The organism is Micromonospora sp. NPDC049201 (assembly GCF_055586805.1).
This window is the reverse complement of the sequence record NZ_JBVJHM010000002.1, coordinates 167,039-182,548: the sequence shown is the minus strand read 5'-3', so window position 1 is coordinate 182,548 and position 15,510 is coordinate 167,039. Positions and strand designations below refer to the sequence as shown.

28 protein-coding genes are annotated in these 15,510 nt (G+C 68.6%); all 28 read left to right on the top strand.

Going from position 1 to position 15,510, the window contains the following annotated elements:
• Positions 1-3 precede the first annotated feature (3 nt).
• The 28 genes from rplB to rplQ all read left to right on the top strand — a co-directional run bounded on the left by rplB (position 4) and on the right by rplQ (position 15,505).
• Positions 4-843 (top strand): 50S ribosomal protein L2, encoded by an 840-nt coding sequence (gene rplB / locus ACZ6O5_RS04565; RefSeq protein ID WP_091426400.1) that lies wholly within the window; start codon positions 4-6, stop codon positions 841-843.
• 12 nt (positions 844-855) lie between these two features.
• Positions 856-1,137 (top strand): 30S ribosomal protein S19, encoded by a 282-nt coding sequence (gene rpsS / locus ACZ6O5_RS04560; protein ID WP_007073032.1) that lies wholly within the window; start codon positions 856-858, stop codon positions 1,135-1,137.
• A gap of 40 nt (positions 1,138-1,177) precedes the next feature.
• Positions 1,178-1,633, top strand: a complete 456-nt coding sequence (rplV, locus tag ACZ6O5_RS04555; RefSeq protein WP_107157440.1) for a 50S ribosomal protein L22 — start codon at positions 1,178-1,180, stop codon at positions 1,631-1,633.
• Positions 1,633-2,514: a 30S ribosomal protein S3 gene (rpsC, locus tag ACZ6O5_RS04550; RefSeq protein ID WP_107157441.1), complete on the top strand. Its 882-nt coding sequence runs from the start codon at positions 1,633-1,635 to the stop codon at positions 2,512-2,514. The genes rplV and rpsC overlap by 1 nt, the downstream gene beginning before the upstream one ends.
• 3 nt (positions 2,515-2,517) lie before the next feature.
• Complete coding sequence (gene rplP, locus ACZ6O5_RS04545) at positions 2,518-2,943, top strand: 50S ribosomal protein L16 (protein WP_007465292.1); 426 nt, start codon at positions 2,518-2,520, stop codon at positions 2,941-2,943.
• Entirely contained in the window at positions 2,943-3,179 is a 237-nt protein-coding gene (gene rpmC / locus ACZ6O5_RS04540; RefSeq protein WP_107157442.1) for a 50S ribosomal protein L29, read from the top strand. Before rplP ends, rpmC begins: the two co-directional genes overlap by 1 nt.
• On the top strand, positions 3,176-3,457 hold the full coding sequence (rpsQ, locus tag ACZ6O5_RS04535; protein WP_405091239.1) for a 30S ribosomal protein S17: 282 nt from the start codon (positions 3,176-3,178) through the stop codon (positions 3,455-3,457). The genes rpmC and rpsQ overlap by 4 nt, the downstream gene beginning before the upstream one ends.
• Before the next feature lie 97 nt (positions 3,458-3,554).
• Positions 3,555-3,923, top strand: coding sequence for a 50S ribosomal protein L14 (rplN, locus tag ACZ6O5_RS04530; RefSeq protein WP_007465279.1), 369 nt, complete (start codon positions 3,555-3,557; stop codon positions 3,921-3,923).
• On the top strand, positions 3,920-4,240 hold the full coding sequence (rplX, locus tag ACZ6O5_RS04525) for a 50S ribosomal protein L24 (protein ID WP_018217055.1): 321 nt from the start codon (positions 3,920-3,922) through the stop codon (positions 4,238-4,240). Before rplN ends, rplX begins: the two co-directional genes overlap by 4 nt.
• The gene (gene rplE / locus ACZ6O5_RS04520) at positions 4,240-4,809 is read left to right on the top strand and encodes a 50S ribosomal protein L5 (protein WP_107157443.1); all 570 of its coding nucleotides are present in this window, start codon (positions 4,240-4,242) and stop codon (positions 4,807-4,809) included. The genes rplX and rplE overlap by 1 nt, the downstream gene beginning before the upstream one ends.
• Position 4,810: 1 nt before the next feature.
• Complete coding sequence (locus tag ACZ6O5_RS04515) at positions 4,811-4,996, top strand: type Z 30S ribosomal protein S14 (RefSeq protein ID WP_007073023.1); 186 nt, start codon at positions 4,811-4,813, stop codon at positions 4,994-4,996.
• A 98-nt stretch (positions 4,997-5,094) separates the two neighbouring features.
• The gene (rpsH, locus tag ACZ6O5_RS04510; RefSeq protein WP_425786381.1) at positions 5,095-5,502 is read left to right on the top strand and encodes a 30S ribosomal protein S8; all 408 of its coding nucleotides are present in this window, start codon (positions 5,095-5,097) and stop codon (positions 5,500-5,502) included.
• A gap of 16 nt (positions 5,503-5,518) precedes the next feature.
• A complete protein-coding gene (rplF, locus tag ACZ6O5_RS04505; protein ID WP_425786380.1) occupies positions 5,519-6,061 on the top strand; it encodes a 50S ribosomal protein L6 in 543 nt (180 codons plus the stop codon).
• Positions 6,058-6,447: a 50S ribosomal protein L18 gene (gene rplR, locus ACZ6O5_RS04500; RefSeq protein WP_425786379.1), complete on the top strand. Its 390-nt coding sequence runs from the start codon at positions 6,058-6,060 to the stop codon at positions 6,445-6,447. Before rplF ends, rplR begins: the two co-directional genes overlap by 4 nt.
• Before the next feature lie 33 nt (positions 6,448-6,480).
• On the top strand, positions 6,481-7,095 hold the full coding sequence (gene rpsE, locus ACZ6O5_RS04495; RefSeq protein WP_091608844.1) for a 30S ribosomal protein S5: 615 nt from the start codon (positions 6,481-6,483) through the stop codon (positions 7,093-7,095).
• The gene (gene rpmD / locus ACZ6O5_RS04490; RefSeq protein WP_091065818.1) at positions 7,095-7,277 is read left to right on the top strand and encodes a 50S ribosomal protein L30; all 183 of its coding nucleotides are present in this window, start codon (positions 7,095-7,097) and stop codon (positions 7,275-7,277) included. The genes rpsE and rpmD overlap by 1 nt, the downstream gene beginning before the upstream one ends.
• Positions 7,277-7,720 carry a 50S ribosomal protein L15 gene (gene rplO, locus ACZ6O5_RS04485; RefSeq protein WP_357298029.1) on the top strand — a complete coding sequence of 148 codons (444 nt, stop codon included), beginning with the start codon at positions 7,277-7,279 and terminating at the stop codon, positions 7,718-7,720. The genes rpmD and rplO overlap by 1 nt, the downstream gene beginning before the upstream one ends.
• Before the next feature lie 236 nt (positions 7,721-7,956).
• A complete protein-coding gene (secY, locus tag ACZ6O5_RS04480) occupies positions 7,957-9,282 on the top strand; it encodes a preprotein translocase subunit SecY (protein ID WP_281938099.1) in 1,326 nt (441 codons plus the stop codon).
• Positions 9,283-9,936 carry an adenylate kinase gene (locus ACZ6O5_RS04475; RefSeq protein WP_405091237.1) on the top strand — a complete coding sequence of 218 codons (654 nt, stop codon included), beginning with the start codon at positions 9,283-9,285 and terminating at the stop codon, positions 9,934-9,936.
• A 90-nt stretch (positions 9,937-10,026) separates the two neighbouring features.
• Entirely contained in the window at positions 10,027-10,878 is an 852-nt protein-coding gene (gene map / locus ACZ6O5_RS04470) for a type I methionyl aminopeptidase (protein WP_465974439.1), read from the top strand.
• Between the two features lie 129 nt (positions 10,879-11,007).
• The gene (locus ACZ6O5_RS04465; protein ID WP_465974438.1) at positions 11,008-11,514 is read left to right on the top strand and encodes a DUF1707 SHOCT-like domain-containing protein; all 507 of its coding nucleotides are present in this window, start codon (positions 11,008-11,010) and stop codon (positions 11,512-11,514) included.
• Between the two features lie 249 nt (positions 11,515-11,763).
• Positions 11,764-11,985 carry a translation initiation factor IF-1 gene (gene infA / locus ACZ6O5_RS04460; RefSeq protein WP_007073013.1) on the top strand — a complete coding sequence of 74 codons (222 nt, stop codon included), beginning with the start codon at positions 11,764-11,766 and terminating at the stop codon, positions 11,983-11,985.
• Between the two features lie 91 nt (positions 11,986-12,076).
• Positions 12,077-12,190: a 50S ribosomal protein L36 gene (gene rpmJ / locus ACZ6O5_RS04455; RefSeq protein ID WP_043965539.1), complete on the top strand. Its 114-nt coding sequence runs from the start codon at positions 12,077-12,079 to the stop codon at positions 12,188-12,190.
• A 154-nt stretch (positions 12,191-12,344) separates the two neighbouring features.
• Positions 12,345-12,725, top strand: a complete 381-nt coding sequence (gene rpsM, locus ACZ6O5_RS04450; RefSeq protein WP_013288614.1) for a 30S ribosomal protein S13 — start codon at positions 12,345-12,347, stop codon at positions 12,723-12,725.
• Positions 12,726-12,743: 18 nt separating this feature from the next.
• On the top strand, positions 12,744-13,151 hold the full coding sequence (gene rpsK, locus ACZ6O5_RS04445; RefSeq protein ID WP_014440747.1) for a 30S ribosomal protein S11: 408 nt from the start codon (positions 12,744-12,746) through the stop codon (positions 13,149-13,151).
• A gap of 14 nt (positions 13,152-13,165) precedes the next feature.
• Positions 13,166-13,792, top strand: coding sequence for a 30S ribosomal protein S4 (rpsD, locus tag ACZ6O5_RS04440; protein ID WP_089155247.1), 627 nt, complete (start codon positions 13,166-13,168; stop codon positions 13,790-13,792).
• Between the two features lie 95 nt (positions 13,793-13,887).
• A complete protein-coding gene (locus ACZ6O5_RS04435) occupies positions 13,888-14,910 on the top strand; it encodes a DNA-directed RNA polymerase subunit alpha (protein WP_107157450.1) in 1,023 nt (340 codons plus the stop codon).
• Positions 14,911-14,944: 34 nt separating this feature from the next.
• Positions 14,945-15,505, top strand: a complete 561-nt coding sequence (gene rplQ / locus ACZ6O5_RS04430; RefSeq protein ID WP_107157451.1) for a 50S ribosomal protein L17 — start codon at positions 14,945-14,947, stop codon at positions 15,503-15,505.
• Positions 15,506-15,510: the final 5 nt, after the last annotated feature.

Sequence of the window (15,510 nt, the reverse complement as noted above, 5' to 3'; positions counted from 1 at the left end):
ACAATGGCTATCCGTAAGTACAAGCCGACGACGCCGGGCCGGCGAGGCTCCAGCGTCGCCGACTTCGCCGAGATCACCCGGTCCACGCCGGAGAAGTCGCTGCTGGCTCCGCTGCCGAAGAAGGGCGGGCGTAACGCCCACGGCCGGATCACCACGCGGCACCACGGTGGCGGCCACAAGCGCCAGTACCGTCTGATCGACTTCAAGCGGGTCGACAAGGACGGCGTGCCGGCGAAGGTCGCCCACATCGAGTACGACCCGAACCGCACCGCGCGCATCGCGCTGCTGCACTACGCCGACGGCGAGAAGCGCTACATCCTCGCGCCGAAGGACCTGAAGCAGGGCGACCGCGTCGAGTCCGGCCCGGGCGCCGACATCAAGCCGGGCAACAACCTGCCGCTGCGCAACATCCCGGTCGGTACCACCATCCACAACGTGGAGCTGCGTCCGGGCGGCGGCGCCAAGCTGGCCCGCTCGGCCGGCGTCGGCATCCAGCTGCTCGGCCGCGAGGGCGCGTACGCGACCCTGCGTATGCCGTCCGGTGAGATCCGGCGGGTCGACGTGCGCTGCCGCGCCAGCATTGGCGAGATCGGCAACGCCGACCAGTCGAACATCAACTGGGGCAAGGCCGGCCGGATGCGGTGGAAGGGCAAGCGCCCGACCGTCCGTGGTGTCGCCATGAACCCGGTCGACCACCCGCACGGTGGTGGTGAGGGTAAGACCTCCGGTGGTCGCCACCCGGTCAACCCGCAGGGTAAGCCCGAGGGCCGCACCCGTCGTAAGGGCCAGCCGAGCGACCGGCTGATCGTCCGCCGCCGCTACGCCACGCGTAAGCGCGGCTGAGGGAGATAAGACATGCCTCGCAGCCTGAAGAAGGGCCCGTTCGTCGACGACCACCTGCTCAAGAAGGTGGAGACGCAGAACGACAAGGGCTCGAAGAACGTGATCAAGACCTGGTCGCGGCGCTCGACGATCATCCCGGAGATGCTGGGACACACGATCGCCGTGCACGACGGACGCAAGCACGTCCCGGTCTTCGTGACCGAGGCCATGGTCGGGCACAAGCTCGGCGAGTTCGCGCTGACCCGCACGTTCAAGGGTCACGAGAAGGACGACCGGAAGAGCCGCCGGCGCTGACGCCGCGGGCATACGGATAGAGGAACAAGGGGTTACAGCGATGCCAGGAAAGGGCGACGCTCCGGTGCTTCCGGGCGCGCGGGCGGTTGCGCGGCACGTGCGCATCTCGCCGATGAAGGCGCGCCGGGTGGTCAACCTCGTCCGCGGCCTGCCCGCGAAGGAGGCGCTCACGGTGCTGCAGTTCGCGCCGCAGGCTGCGAGCGAGCAGGTGTACAAGGTGCTCGCGAGCGCGATCGCCAACGCGGAGAACAACGAGCGGCTGGACCCCGACGCGCTGCTCGTCAGCGAGGCGTTCGTCGACGAGGGCCCGACGATGAAGCGGTTCCGGCCGCGGGCGCAGGGCCGGGCGTACCGGATCCGCAAGCGGACGTGCCACATCACGGTGGCGGTCGAGGCCGTGGCGCCGGCCGCGCCGAAGAAGTCGGCGAAGAAGGCCGCTCCGGCCAAGCAGGCCGAGCCGGCGCAGGCGCAGAGCACGACGGAGGGTGCCGAGTAATGGGTCAGAAGGTTCACCCCACTGGGTTCCGGCTCGGCATCTCGACCGACTGGAAGTCCCGCTGGTTCGCGGACAAGCTCTACAAGGACTACATCGGCGAGGATGTCAAGATCCGCCGGATGATGTCCAAGGGCCTCGAGCGTGCCGGCATCTCCAAGGTCGACATCGAGCGCACCCGCGACCGGGTCCGCGTGGACATCCACACCGCCCGGCCGGGCATCGTCATCGGCCGTAAGGGTGCGGAGGCCGACCGGATCCGCGGCGAGCTGGAGAAGCTCACCGGCAAGCAGGTCCAGCTGAACATCATCGAGGTGAAGAACCCCGAGTCGGACGCGCAACTGGTCGCCCAGGGCGTCGCCGAGCAGCTGTCCAGCCGGGTCAGCTTCCGTCGGGCCATGCGCAAGGCGATGCAGTCCGCGATGAAGAACCCGGCCTGCAAGGGCATCCGGGTCCAGGTCTCGGGCCGTCTCGGCGGCGCCGAGATGAGCCGGACCGAGTTCTACCGCGAGGGTCGTGTTCCGCTGCACACGCTGCGGGCCAACATCGAGTACGGCTTCTTCGAGGCCCGTACCACCTTCGGCCGGATCGGCGTGAAGGTCTGGATCTACAAGGGCGACGCCGTGCCGGGCCGCGAGGCCCCGGCCGAGGCCGCCCCGTCGCGCGGCCCGCGCCGTGACCGTGGCGACCGGCCGGACCGGCCGCGTCGTGGCCGGTCGGGCTCGTCGGGTACGACCGCCGGCGGTACCGAGGCCGGGCGCGCTGCCGCGACCACCATCGCGCAGCAGGCGGAGACGCCGGCCGGCGAGCCGGTCGACAGCAGCGCTGTCGCCGCCGCCGCCTCGGCTCCGAACCAGCCGGCAGAACAGCAGCAGGAGGGCTGACAGATGCTGATGCCGCGCAAGCCCCCGAAGGGCTTCCGCAAGCCGCACCACCCGGACCGCAGTGGCGCGTCCAAGGGTGGTAACCGGGTGGTGTTCGGCGAGTTCGGGATCCAGGCTCTCGAGCCGGCGTACGTGACCAACCGTCAGATCGAGTCGGCACGTATCGCGATGACCCGCCACATCAAGCGTGGCGGCAAGGTCTGGATCACGATCTTCCCGGACCAGGCCCTCACCAAGAAGCCGGCCGAGACCCGGATGGGTTCCGGTAAGGGTTCTCCCGAGTGGTGGGTCGCCAACGTCAAGCCGGGGCGGGTTCTCTTCGAGATGTCCTTCCCCAACGAGCAGATCGCGCGAGAGGCGATGCGTCGCGCGATCCACAAGCTCCCGATGAAGTGCCGCATTGTTACGCGCGAAGTGGGTGAATCCTGATGGCAGCCGGCGTCAAGCCCTCCGAGCTGCGTGAGCTCTCCGACGAGGAGCTGGTCACGAAGCTGCGCGAGGCTAAGGCGGAGCTGTTCAACCTCCGCGTGCAGGGCGCGACCGGGCAGCTCGACAACAACCGGCGGCTGCAGGTCATCCGTCGGGAGATCGCCCGGATCTACACGATCATGCGTGAGCGTGAGCTGGGTCTCTCGGCCGCGCCGACTGAGGTGACTGCATCATGAGTGAGAACACCACTACCACCGCCGCCGCGCGGTCCCGCCGTAAGGTGCGCGAGGGCCTCGTGGTCAGCGACAAGATGGACAAGACCGTCGTGGTCGAGGTCGAGGACCGGGTCAAGCACGCGCTGTACGGCAAGATCATGCGCCGTACCCGCAAGCTGAAGGTGCACGACGAGCAGAACTCGGCCGGTATCGGCGACCGGGTCCTGATCATGGAGACCCGGCCGCTCTCCGCCACCAAGCGGTGGCGGCTCGTGGAGATCCTCGAGAAGGCCAAGTAGCGAAGGCTCGAGCTCGGCCGGGATCGGTCGGGCGCAGGTTCCGCCAGGCTCCGGCCGCCCCCGGCGGCCGGAGAACCGGCAGACATAGGAGATAGACGTGATTCAGCAGGAGTCGCGACTGCGCGTCGCCGACAACACGGGTGCCCGGGAGATCCTGTGCATCCGGGTTCTCGGTGGCTCCGGTCGGCGCTACGCGAGCATCGGCGACGTCATCGTGGCCACGGTCAAGGACGCGATCCCCGGTGCCGGTGTGAAGAAGGGCGACGTCGTCAAGGCCGTCGTCGTTCGGACCGCCAAGGAGAGGCGGCGGCCGGACGGGTCGTACATCCGCTTCGACGAGAACGCCGCCGTCATCATCAAGGACGGTGGGGACCCGCGCGGTACCCGTATCTTCGGCCCGGTGGGTCGTGAGCTGCGGGACAAGCGGTTCATGAAGATCATCTCTCTCGCGCCGGAGGTGTTGTGACCGTGAAGGTCAAGAAGGGCGACACGGTCGTCGTCATCGCCGGCAAGGACAAGGGTGCCAAGGGCAAGGTCATCGCGGCCTACCCGCGGCAGGACAAGGTCCTGGTCGAGGGCGTGAACCGGGTCAAGAAGCACACTCGCATCAGCACCACCCAGCGTGGCGCCAAGACCGGCGGCATCGTCACCCAGGAAGCCCCGATCCACGTCTCGAACGTGATGGTCGTGGACTCCGACGGCAAGCCGACCCGCGTCGGCTACCGGATCGACGACAACGGCCAGAAGGTCCGCATCGCGCGTAGCACCGGTAAGGACCTGTGATGACCACGGCTACCGAAACCAAGACCCAGCCGCGCCTCAAGGAGCGGTACCGCAACGAGATCGTGGCGGAGCTGCAGAAGCAGTACAGCTACGGCAACCCGATGCAGGTGCCGCGGATGGTCAAGATCGTCGTCAACATGGGTGTCGGCGAGGCTGCTCGCGACGCCAAGCTGATCGACGGCGCCGTCCGCGACCTGGCCACCATCACCGGCCAGAAGCCGCTGGTCCGGCGGGCCACCAAGTCCATCGCGCAGTTCAAGCTCCGCGAGGGCATGCCGATCGGCGCGAAGGTCACCCTCCGGGGCGACCGGATGTGGGAGTTCCTGGACCGGCTGCTCTCCATCGCGCTGCCGCGTATCCGTGACTTCCGCGGTCTGGACGGGCGCAAGCTCGACGGGCACGGCAACTACACGTTCGGTCTGACCGAGCAGTCGGTGTTCCACGAGATCGACCAGGACAAGATCGATCGCCAGCGGGGCATGGACATCACGGTGGTCACGACCGCCACGACCGACGACGAGGGCCGGGCGCTGCTCAAGCTCCTGGGCTTCCCGTTCAAGGAGAACTGAGATGGCCAAGAAGGCGCTGATCCTCAAGGCGGCCGCGAAGCCGAAGTTCTCGGTTCGCGCGTACACCCGCTGCCAGCGGTGCGGGCGTCCGAAGGCGGTCTACCGCAAGTTCGGTCTCTGCCGGGTGTGCATCCGGGAGATGGCCCACCGCGGTGAGCTGCCCGGCGTGTCCAAGGCTTCCTGGTAATAGCCCGGCGCGCTCCGGCGCGTCAGCTGAACTGTCTCTTCGCCGTAGGCCCCGGGCCCGGCCCGGGGAACCCCGGCGAGAAAGGTTGACGAGTTTTCATGACGATGACCGACCCGATCGCAGACATGCTCACGCGTCTGCGTAACGCCAACCAGGCGTACCACGACCAGGTGACGATGCCCTACTCGAAGATCAAGGCGAACATCGCCGAGGTCCTCAAGGCCGAGGGTTACATCGCCACCTGGTCGGTCGAGGACCCCGAGGAGGGTGCCGTCGGCAAGCGACTGGTCGTCGAGCTGAAGTACGGCCAGAACCGCGAGCGGAGCCTGGCCGGCATCAAGCGCGTGTCCAAGCCCGGTCTCCGGGTGTACGCCAAGTCGGAGGGGCTCCCGCGGGTGCTCGGCGGGCTTGGTGTGGCGATCATTTCGACGTCCCAGGGGCTGCTCACCGACCGGCAGGCCCGCAAGCGGAGCGTTGGCGGGGAAGTCCTCGCCTTCGTCTGGTAACGGGAGACAGGTAGAAATGTCGCGTATTGGACGTAAGTCGATCCCGGTGCCATCCGGCGTCGACATCACGATCGACGGCCAGACCGTCAAGGTCAAGGGCCCCAAGGGCGAGCTGAGCCACGTGCTGGCCGAGCCGATCACGGCGGAGCGGGACGAGAGCGGCGAGCTGCACGTCAACCGGCCCAACGACGAGCGCAAGGCCAAGGAGCTGCACGGCCTGAGCCGTACGCTGGTGGCCAACATGATCGTCGGGGTGACCGAGGGCTACCGCAAGAGCCTGGAGATCGCCGGCACCGGTTACCGGGTGACCGCCAAGGGCAAGGACCTGGAGTTCGCGCTCGGGTTCTCGCACCCGGTCGTCGTGCCGGCGCCGGACGGCATCACCTTCACGGTCGAGCGGCCGACGCTGTTCCACGTGGCCGGCATCGACAAGCAGCAGGTCGGCGAGGTCGCCGCCAACATCCGGAAGATCCGCCCGCCGGAGCCCTACAAGGGCAAGGGTGTGAAGTACCAGGGCGAGGTCATCCGCCGTAAGGCTGGAAAGGCAGGTAAGAAGTGAGCGCCACGCTGCTCAAGCGCCGCCGCGGCGTTGCCGCCAAGCGCGCCGTCGGGCGTGCGCGTCGGCACTTCCGGGTCCGCAAGAACGTCAGCGGCACCGCCGAGCGTCCTCGCCTCGTCGTCACCCGTTCCCTGCGGCACATGGTCGCCCAGGTCGTCGACGACGCCAAGGGTCACACCCTGGCGTCGGCGTCGACCATGGACGCCTCGCTGCGCGGCGCCGAGGGCGACAAGAGCGCCCTGGCCGGCAAGGTCGGCGAGCTGCTCGCCGAGCGGGCCAAGGCCGCCGGCGTCTCGAAGGTCGTCTTCGACCGCGGTGGCAACCGGTACGCGGGGCGGGTCGCCGCGCTTGCCAAGGCCGCCCGCGAAGCCGGGCTCGAGTTCTAGAAACCCCGTCACGAGAGAGAAGGAAGGCTGCTGATGCCAGGTCAACAGCGCCGTGGCGGCGGGTCCGGTGGCAACGAGGGTGGTCGCCGCGACAACCGCCGTGAGGGCGGCCGCGGAAACGCGCCCGTCGAGAAGACCCCGCACCTCGAGCGGGTCGTCGCGATCAACCGCGTCGCCAAGGTCGTGAAGGGTGGTCGTCGCTTCAGCTTCACCGCCCTGGTGATCGTGGGCGACGGCGACGGCACCGTCGGCGTGGGCTACGGAAAGGCCAAGGAGGTGCCCGCGGCGATCGCCAAGGGCGTCGAGGAGGCCAAGAAGCACTTCTTCAAGGTGCCGCGGATCGGCCAGTCGATCCCGCACCCGATCACGGGCGAGGACGCCGCCGGTGTGGTGCTGCTCAAGCCGGCCTCCGCCGGTACGGGTGTCATCGCCGGTGGTCCGGTGCGTGCCGTGCTGGAGTGCGCGGGCATCCACGACGTGCTCTCCAAGAGCCTCGGCTCGTCCAACCCGATCAACATCGTGCACGCCACCGTGGCGGCCCTGAAGGGGCTTGAGTCCCCCGAGCAGGTCGCGGCGCGTCGTGGCCTCCCGGTGGAGGACGTCGCGCCGGCCGCCATGCTGGCGTCGCGTGCGGGGGTGGCGTCCTGATGGCACGTCTGAAGGTCACCCAGGTCCGGTCCGGGATCGGGCGCAAGCAGAACCAGCGTGACTCGCTGCGTTCGCTCGGGCTCAAGCGGATCAACGACGTGGTGGTCAAGGAGGACCGGCCGGAGATCCGCGGCATGATCTTCACGGTCAACCACCTCGTGAAGGTCGAGGAGGTCGAGTAATGACGATCAAGGTGCACCACCTGCGTCCCGCCCCGGGAGCCAAGACCGACAAGACCCGGGTGGGTCGCGGTGAGGGTTCGAAGGGCAAGACCGCTGGACGCGGTACCAAGGGTTCGAAGGCCCGGAAGAACATCTCGCCGGCGTTCGAGGGTGGGCAGATGCCCATCCACATGCGCCTGCCGAAGATGAAGGGCTTCAAGAACAAGTTCAAGGTCGTGTTCCAGGTGGTCAACCTGGACCGGCTGGCGGAGCTCTTCCCGAACGGCGGCCAGGTCGGCCCGGTTGAGCTGGTCGAGACCGGCGCGGTCCGTAAGGGCCACCCGGTCAAGGTGCTCGGCACCGGCGACCTCGGCGGTGTGTCCCTCCAGGTGTCGGCGCACGCGTTCAGCGCGTCGGCCAAGGAGAAGATCACCGCGGCCGGCGGCTCGGTCACCGAGCTCTAAGGGCATTTTCGTGGCGCCCGCTCAGTTGTTCGCGACTGGGCGGGCGTCATGGTCTACCGGTCGCGTGTGCGCCGGGTAACATCGGATTCGGTTTATGTAGCCGGGCACATCTGCCCGGACCGGGATCGGACTGTTAGAGTCCGTTGCCAGCCATGGATACCGGGCACTCCGCCCGGCACCCACCCCGCCCCGCCAGGGATCGTCACCGGCGGCCCGCGTCGCGCAGGAGGAAGAAGTTGCTGTCCGCCTTTCTCAGTGCGTTCCGTACGCCTGACCTGCGCAAGAAGCTGCTGTTCACAGTAGGCATCATCGCGGTCTACCGGCTGGGCGCCACGCTGCCCAGCCCGGGCGTCTCGTACGGCAACGTGCAGAAGTGCCTCGACACCATCCAGGGGAGCACCGGCGTGCTCAACCTGCTGGATCTGTTCTCCGGCGGCGCGCTGCTCCAGCTCTCGGTCTTCGCGCTGGGCATCATGCCCTACATCACCGCGTCGATCATCCTGCAGCTGCTGACGGTGGTGATCCCGCGCCTGGAGCAGCTCCGCAAGGAGGGCCAGGCCGGCCAGGCGAAGATCACCCAGTACACCCGCTACCTGACGCTGGGGCTGGGCATCCTCCAGTCCTCCGCGTTCGTGGCGCTGGCCCGCTCCGGGCAGCTGTTCAACAACCAGTGCGACCAGTTCCCGATCGTGCCCAAGGGCACCGGCATCCCGGACTGGCTGACGCTCACCGTCCTGGTGATGACGATGACCGCCGGCACCGGCGTGGTGATGTGGCTCGGCGAGCTGATCACCGACCGGGGCGTCGGCAACGGCATGTCGGTGCTGATCTTCACCTCGATCGCGGCCCGGCTCCCCAGCGAGGGCTGGAAGATCAAGACCACCAAGGGCTGGGGGATGTTCCTCCTCGTCATCGCCCTGGTGCTGCTGGTCATCACCGCGGTCACGTTCATCGAGCAGGCGCAGCGCCGGATCCCGGTGCAGTACGCGAAGCGCATGATCGGCCGGCGGATGTACGGCGGCACCTCCACGTACATCCCGCTCAAGGTGAACCAGGCCGGCGTCATCCCGGTCATCTTCGCCTCGTCGCTGCTCTACCTGCCGACGCTCGCGCTCCAGTTCTTCGACCAGAACGACCCGGGCAAGGTCCAGGCCTGGATCCAGAACCACATCGTGAAGGCGAGCGCGCCGGAGCACATCGCGATCTACTTCCTGCTGATCATCTTCTTCACGTACTTCTACGTGTCGATCACGTTCAACCCGACCGAGGTCGCGGACAACATGAAGAAGTACGGCGGCTTCGTGCCGGGCATCCGCCCCGGCAAGCCGACCGCCGAGTACCTCGACTTCATCCTCAGCCGGATCACCCTGCCGGGCGCGCTCTACCTCGGCATCATCGCGATCCTGCCGAACTTCTTCTTCATCTGGCTGGACAACCAGCAGTTCCAGAACTTCCCGTTCGGCGGCACCGCTGTGCTCATCATGGTCGGCGTCGGTCTGGAGACCGTGAAGCAGATCGAGAGCCAACTCATGCAGCGGAACTACGAAGGGTTCCTGCGGTAGATGCGACTCGTTCTGGTTGGCCCGCCGGGCGCGGGCAAGGGCACACAGGCGGAGTTCATCGCCGCGCACCTCTCGGTGCCGAAGATCTCGACCGGTGACATCTTCCGGGCCAACGTCACCCAGGGCACTCCGCTGGGCGTCGAGGCGAAGCGGTACATGGACGCCGGCAAGCTGGTCCCGGACGACGTCACCATCAACATGGTCCGGGACCGGCTCGCCGAGCCGGACGCCGGCGAGGGCTTCCTGCTCGACGGCTTCCCGCGCACCACGCCGCAGGCGGCCGAGCTGGACAAGCTCCTCGCCGACCTGGGCTCCATGCTGGACCTGGTGCTGGAGCTGGTGGTCGACGACGACGAGGTGATCCGGCGGCTCTCCGGCCGGCGCACCTGCCGTGGCTGCGGCAAGATCTGGCACGTCGAGTTCGACGCGACCACCCGGGACGGCATCTGCGACAGGTGCGGCGCGGAGCTGTTCCAGCGCGACGACGACAAGCCGGAGACGATCGCCGCGCGGCTGCGGGAATACTCCGAGAAGACCGCGCCGCTTGTCGACTACTACGGCGCCCAGGGCAAGCTGGTGGGCATCGACGCGACCGGGCCGGTGGAGGACGTCACGGTCCGCGCCATCGACGCCCTGCGGTCGTACGGCGGCTGACCTCCCACCGCCGCCCGGCGGATAGACTGTGAACAGCGGGGTACGCGCGACGTGCCCCGCTGTTCCGTGTAACGAAAGGTGAACGCCGTCATGCGCCGTCCCCAGCTGGACATCCAGCTGAAGACCCCCGAGCAGATCGAGCTGATGCGGGCCGCCGGTCTGGTGGTCGCCCGCGCCCTGGCCCGGATGCGGGAGGCGGTCGCGCCCGGTGTGTCGACCGCCGACCTCGACGCGATCGCCGAGGCGACCATCCGGGAGGCCGGCGCGGTCCCGTCGTTCAAGGGCTACCACGGCTTCCCGGCCTCGATCTGTTCCTCGGTCAACGAGCAGGTGGTGCACGCCATCCCGTCGCCCGAGCAGGTGCTGCGCGAGGGCGACCTGATCTCGATCGACTGCGGGGCGGTGCTCGACGGCTGGCACGGCGACGCGGCGATCACGGTGGCGGTGGGGGAGGTCGACCCGGCGCTGCTACGGATGGCGGAGGTGGCCGAGGACGCCATGTGGGCCGGGATCGCCGCCGCGGCCCGGGGCGCGGCCTCCGGCAGGGGCCGGCTGACCGACATCTCGCACGCGGTGGAGACCGCGGTCCGCAAGGGCGGCCGGTACGGCATCGTCGACGGCTACGGCGGCCACGGCATCGGCACGGAGATGCACCAGGACCCGCACGTGCTCAACCACGGTCGCCCCGGCAAGGGCCCGCGGCTGGTGCCCGGTCTGGCGCTCGCCATCGAGCCGATGATCACGGCGGGCTCCCCGCGTACCGTCGAGTTGGCCGACGGCTGGACGGTGGTGACGCGGGACCGCTCGATGGCGGTGCACGTGGAGCACTCGATGGCGCTGTTGGCGGACGGGGTGTGGGTGCTCACCGCCGAGGATGGCGGCCGGGCCCGCCTCGGCGACCTGGTGACCTCCCGCCAGCCCGCGAACTCGCCCGCCCGCTGACCCACCCGCCCCCTCTCCAGTCCCCCTGTTTCACGGAAAGAGGGGGTATTCGGGCCCGGATGGCAACTCTTTCCGAGAAACAGGGCTCGGGGCTGAGTGGGGTGGCGGTCGGGTGGCATCCTTGCCGACATGGAGGGGCGGCGGGAGATGCGGGCGGCCGACCGCGACCGGGAGGCCGTCGCGGAGCGGCTCCGGGTGGCGCTGGAGGAGGGGCGGCTCGGCCTGCACGAGTACGACGAGCGGCTGGCCCGCGCGTACGGCGCCCGGACCTACGGCGAGCTGGACGAGGTGGTGGCCGACCTGCCCGGCCCGGCGCCCGCCGAGCGGTCCGCGCTGGCGCCGACCCCGCCGCCGCCCGCACCCTCGCCGGTCCCGGCGTTCGACCCGGCCGCCCCGGTGGCCGGTGGCCCCGAGGTGCCGGAGACCCGGTCCCGGCTGCTCGGGCTCTGGCTGCCCTGGCTTCGGGTGGCCGCGATCCTGGTGCCGATCTGGCTGATCGGCGCCGTGGCGTCCGGGCATGCCGCAGGCGTCTGGCCGCTCTGGGTGCTGGGGCCGTGGGGCGGCCTGGTGCTGATGCAGTCGGTCGGGCTGATCGGCGCGGATCACGGCCGGAAGCGGCGCGACCGCCGCAGGTAGCTGTGCCGCTGGTCACAACCGGGCCGGAAATCCGCCGTTCGAGGGATCTGCCGGCCGGCCGGTTTGGCGACGGCGCGCGGGCGGGCGTACACTTTCAGATCGGCGCACAGCGTCCACTCCGCCATGCCCACCCTGCGCTTCGGTGGGAGTCGGAGCCGCGGCTGGCGCGGGTTCACTGATCTTGGTCAGTTCACCCGTGTAAGACGTTGTGGGCCGTCCGGAGCAACCGACGTCAGGACAGCGGAGTACATGCCGAAAAAAGACGGAGCCATCGAGATCGAGGGTCGGGTCATCGAGCCCCTGCCGAACGCCATGTTCCGGGTGGAGCTCGCGAACGGCCACAAGGTGCTGGCTCACATCAGCGGCAAGATGCGGCAGCACTACATCCGCATCCTGCCGGAGGACCGGGTCGTCGTCGAACTGTCGCCGTACGACCTGACCCGCGGGCGCATCGTCTACCGCTACAAGTAAGCCTGACGACGGCCGGGACGTCCCCGTGTCCGTCTTCGACGTCCGGGTCGCGATCCGTCGCGCTCCGGGCCAGATGGGAAGTAAGGCAACCGTGAAGGTCAAGCCGAGCGTCAAGAGGATCTGCAACAAGTGCCGGGTGATCCGTCGGCACGGCCGGGTCATGGTCATCTGCAGCGACCCGCGTCACAAGCAGCGCCAGGGCTGACGCCCCACACATCACCAGCTCGTCCCAGCCGCGGACGGTGCGCCTCGCGCGTACCCCTCGTGGTTGACCCCCGGTCGGAGGCCGGGGCCCGCTCGGGCAGCGGGATGGGACGGGTCCACACCTCCGCCACAAATCATGAGGAGTACGCCCGCACATGGCACGTCTAGTCGGCGTGGATCTCCCCCGCGAGAAGCGGATGGAGATCGCGCTCACCTACATCTTCGGGGTCGGCCGTACCCGCGCCCTGGAGACGCTCGCCGCGACCGGCATCTCGCCGGACAAGCGCGTTCGGGACCTCACGGACGAGGAGCTCGTCGAGCTCCGGAACCACATCGAGGGCAACTACAAGGTTGAAGGCGACCTGCGCCGCGAGGTCGCCGCTGACATCCGCCGCAAGGTCGAGATCGGCTGCTACGCCGGCATCCGGCACCGCCGCGGTCTGCCCGTGCGTGGTCAGCGCACCAAGACCAACGCGCGGACCCGGAAGGGCCCGAAGCGGACCGTGGCCGGCAAGAAGAAGCCCGGCAAGAAGTAACTAGGAGCGCACAGACTTATGCCACCGAAGGCTCGTGCCGGAGCCGCCGTCAAGAAGGTCCGGCGCAAGGAACGCAAGAACGTCGCCCACGGGCAGGCGCACATCAAGAGCACCTTCAACAACACCATCGTGTCCATCACGGACCCGACCGGTGCGGTCATCTCCTGGGCCTCCTCCGGCCAGGTGGGCTTCAAGGGCTCCCGCAAGTCGACCCCGTTCGCCGCGCAGCTGGCCGCCGAGGCCGCCGCGCGTCGGGCCATGGAGCACGGCATGCGCAAGGTCGACGTGTTCGTCAAGGGCCCCGGCTCCGGCCGGGAGACCGCCATCCGTTCGCTGCAGGCCGCCGGTCTCGAGGTCGGGCAGATTTCCGACGTCACGCCGCAGCCGCACAACGGGTGCCGTCCGCCGAAGCGTCGCCGGGTCTGAGAGGTTAGAGAGAGATGGCTCGTTACACCGGTGCTGACTGCCGCCGTTGCCGGCGGGAGAAGATGAAGCTGTTCCTCAAGGGCAGCAAGTGCGATGGTCCGAAGTGCCCGTTCGAGTCCCGGCCGTTCCCGCCCGGGCAGCACGGCCGCGGCCGCACGAAGGAGACGGAGTACCTGCTCCAGCTCCGTGAGAAGCAGAAGGCCCGTCGTGTCTACGGCGTGCTGGAGAAGCAGTTCCGCGGCTACTACGAAGAGGCCGTGGGCAAGAAGGCCAAGACCGGTGAGGTTCTGCTCCAGATCCTCGAGTCGCGGCTGGACAACGTGGTCTACCGGGCCGGCTACGCCAAGTCCCGGGACATGGCCCGTCAGCTGGTCAAGCACGGTCACTTCACGGTGAACGGCAAGAAGGTCGACATCCCGTCGTTCCGCGTCAAGGAGCACGACATCATCGAGGTCCGGGGCAAGAGCAAGGAGCTCACCCCGTTCATCGTCGCGCAGGCCGAGGCCGGCTCCAAGACCGTTCCGGCGTGGCTCGAGGCCATCCCCAGCCAGATGAAGGTCCTCGTGCACTCGCTCCCGGCCCGTCAGGTGATCGACACCCAGGTCCAGGAGCAGCTGATCGTCGAGCTCTACTCCAAGTAAGGGCTCGTTGCGGTGGCCCGTCCTGCGGGGCGGGCCACCGGAACAGTTGTGTCGTGGGCGTCAAATAGCGGGCGCCCCGGAAGAGAAGAGAAAAGATGCTCATCAGCCAGCGACCGTCTCTCTCCGAAGAGTCGATCAACGAGACCCGGTCCAAGTTCACCATCGAGCCGCTGGAGCCCGGTTTCGGCTACACGCTCGGCAACTCGCTCCGGCGTACGCTGCTGTCGTCCATCCCGGGCGCGGCGGTCACCTCGATCAAGATCGACGGTGTCCTGCACGAGTTCACCACCATCCCCGGTGTCAAGGAGGACGTGGTCGAGCTCGTCATGAACATCAAGGAGCTGTGCGTCAGCTCCGAGCACGACGAGCCGGTCAGCATGTACCTGCGCAAGCAGGGCCCGGGCGACGTGACCGCCGGTGACATCCAGCCCCCGGCCGGTGTCTCCGTGCACAACCCGGACCTGAAGCTCGCCACCCTCAACGGCAAGGGCCGGCTCGACATGGAGCTGACCGTCGAGCGGGGCCGGGGCTACGTCACCGCCGCGCAGAACAAGCAGGCGGGCGCCGAGATCGGCCGGATCCCGGTCGACTCGATCTACTCGCCGGTGCTGAAGGTGACGTACCGCGTCGAGGCGACCCGGGTCGAGCAGCGGACCGACTTCGACCGGCTGATCATCGACGTCGAGACCAAGCCGTCGATGGGCCCGCGTACCGCGCTGGCCTCGGCCGGCTCGACGCTGGTGGAGCTGTTCGGGCTCGCCCGCGAGCTGGACGAGACCGCCGAGGGCATCGACATCGGGCCGTCCCCGCAGGACGCCCAGCTGGCGGCGGACCTGGCTCTGCCGATCGAGGAGCTGGACCTCACCGTCCGTTCCTACAACTGCCTCAAGCGCGAGGGCATCAACTCCGTTGGTGAGCTGATCGGGCGTACCGAGGCCGACCTTCTCGACATCCGTAACTTCGGTCAGAAGTCGATCGACGAGGTCAAGATGAAGCTCGCCGGGATGGGCCTGGGGCTGAAGGACTCGGCTCCGAACTTCGACCCGGCGCACGTCGTGGACGCCTTCGGCGAGGCCGACTACGACACCGACGACTACCGCGAGACCGAGCAGCTCTAGTCCGCGCTGCCGCCACACCTGAGGAGCACCAAGCATGCCCACGCCCACCAAGGGCCCCCGCCTCGGCGGCAGCCCCGCGCACGAGCGGCTGATGCTGGCCAACCTGGCCACCGCGCTGTTCCAGCACGGCAAGATCCAGACCACCGAGACGAAGGCCCGGCGGCTCCGCCCGTTGGCCGAGCAGCTCATCACCAAGGCCAAGCGCGGCGACCTCGCCTCGCGTCGGCGGGTGGCGGGCGTCGTCAAGGACAAGGACGTGGTCTACTCCCTGTTCGACCAGATCGCGCCCCGGTACGCCAACCGCAACGGTGGCTACACCCGGATCGTGAAGACCGGTCCGCGCAAGGGTGACGCCGCTCCGATGGCGATCATCGAGCTGGTCGAGGAGCTTCAGGTCGCCGAGCCGAAGGCGAACAAGAAGACCGCCGCCCGCAAGGCCGCCCAGCAGGACAAGGTCGAGGCCCTGGCCCCGGCCGAGGAGGCCCCCAAGGCCAGCACCGGCGACCAGGACGCCGAGGCTCCGGTCTCCGCCTCCGGTGACACCGCCGCCGCCCGCGAGGACAGCGACGAGGCCACCGAGAACGACAAGGCCTGAGTTCA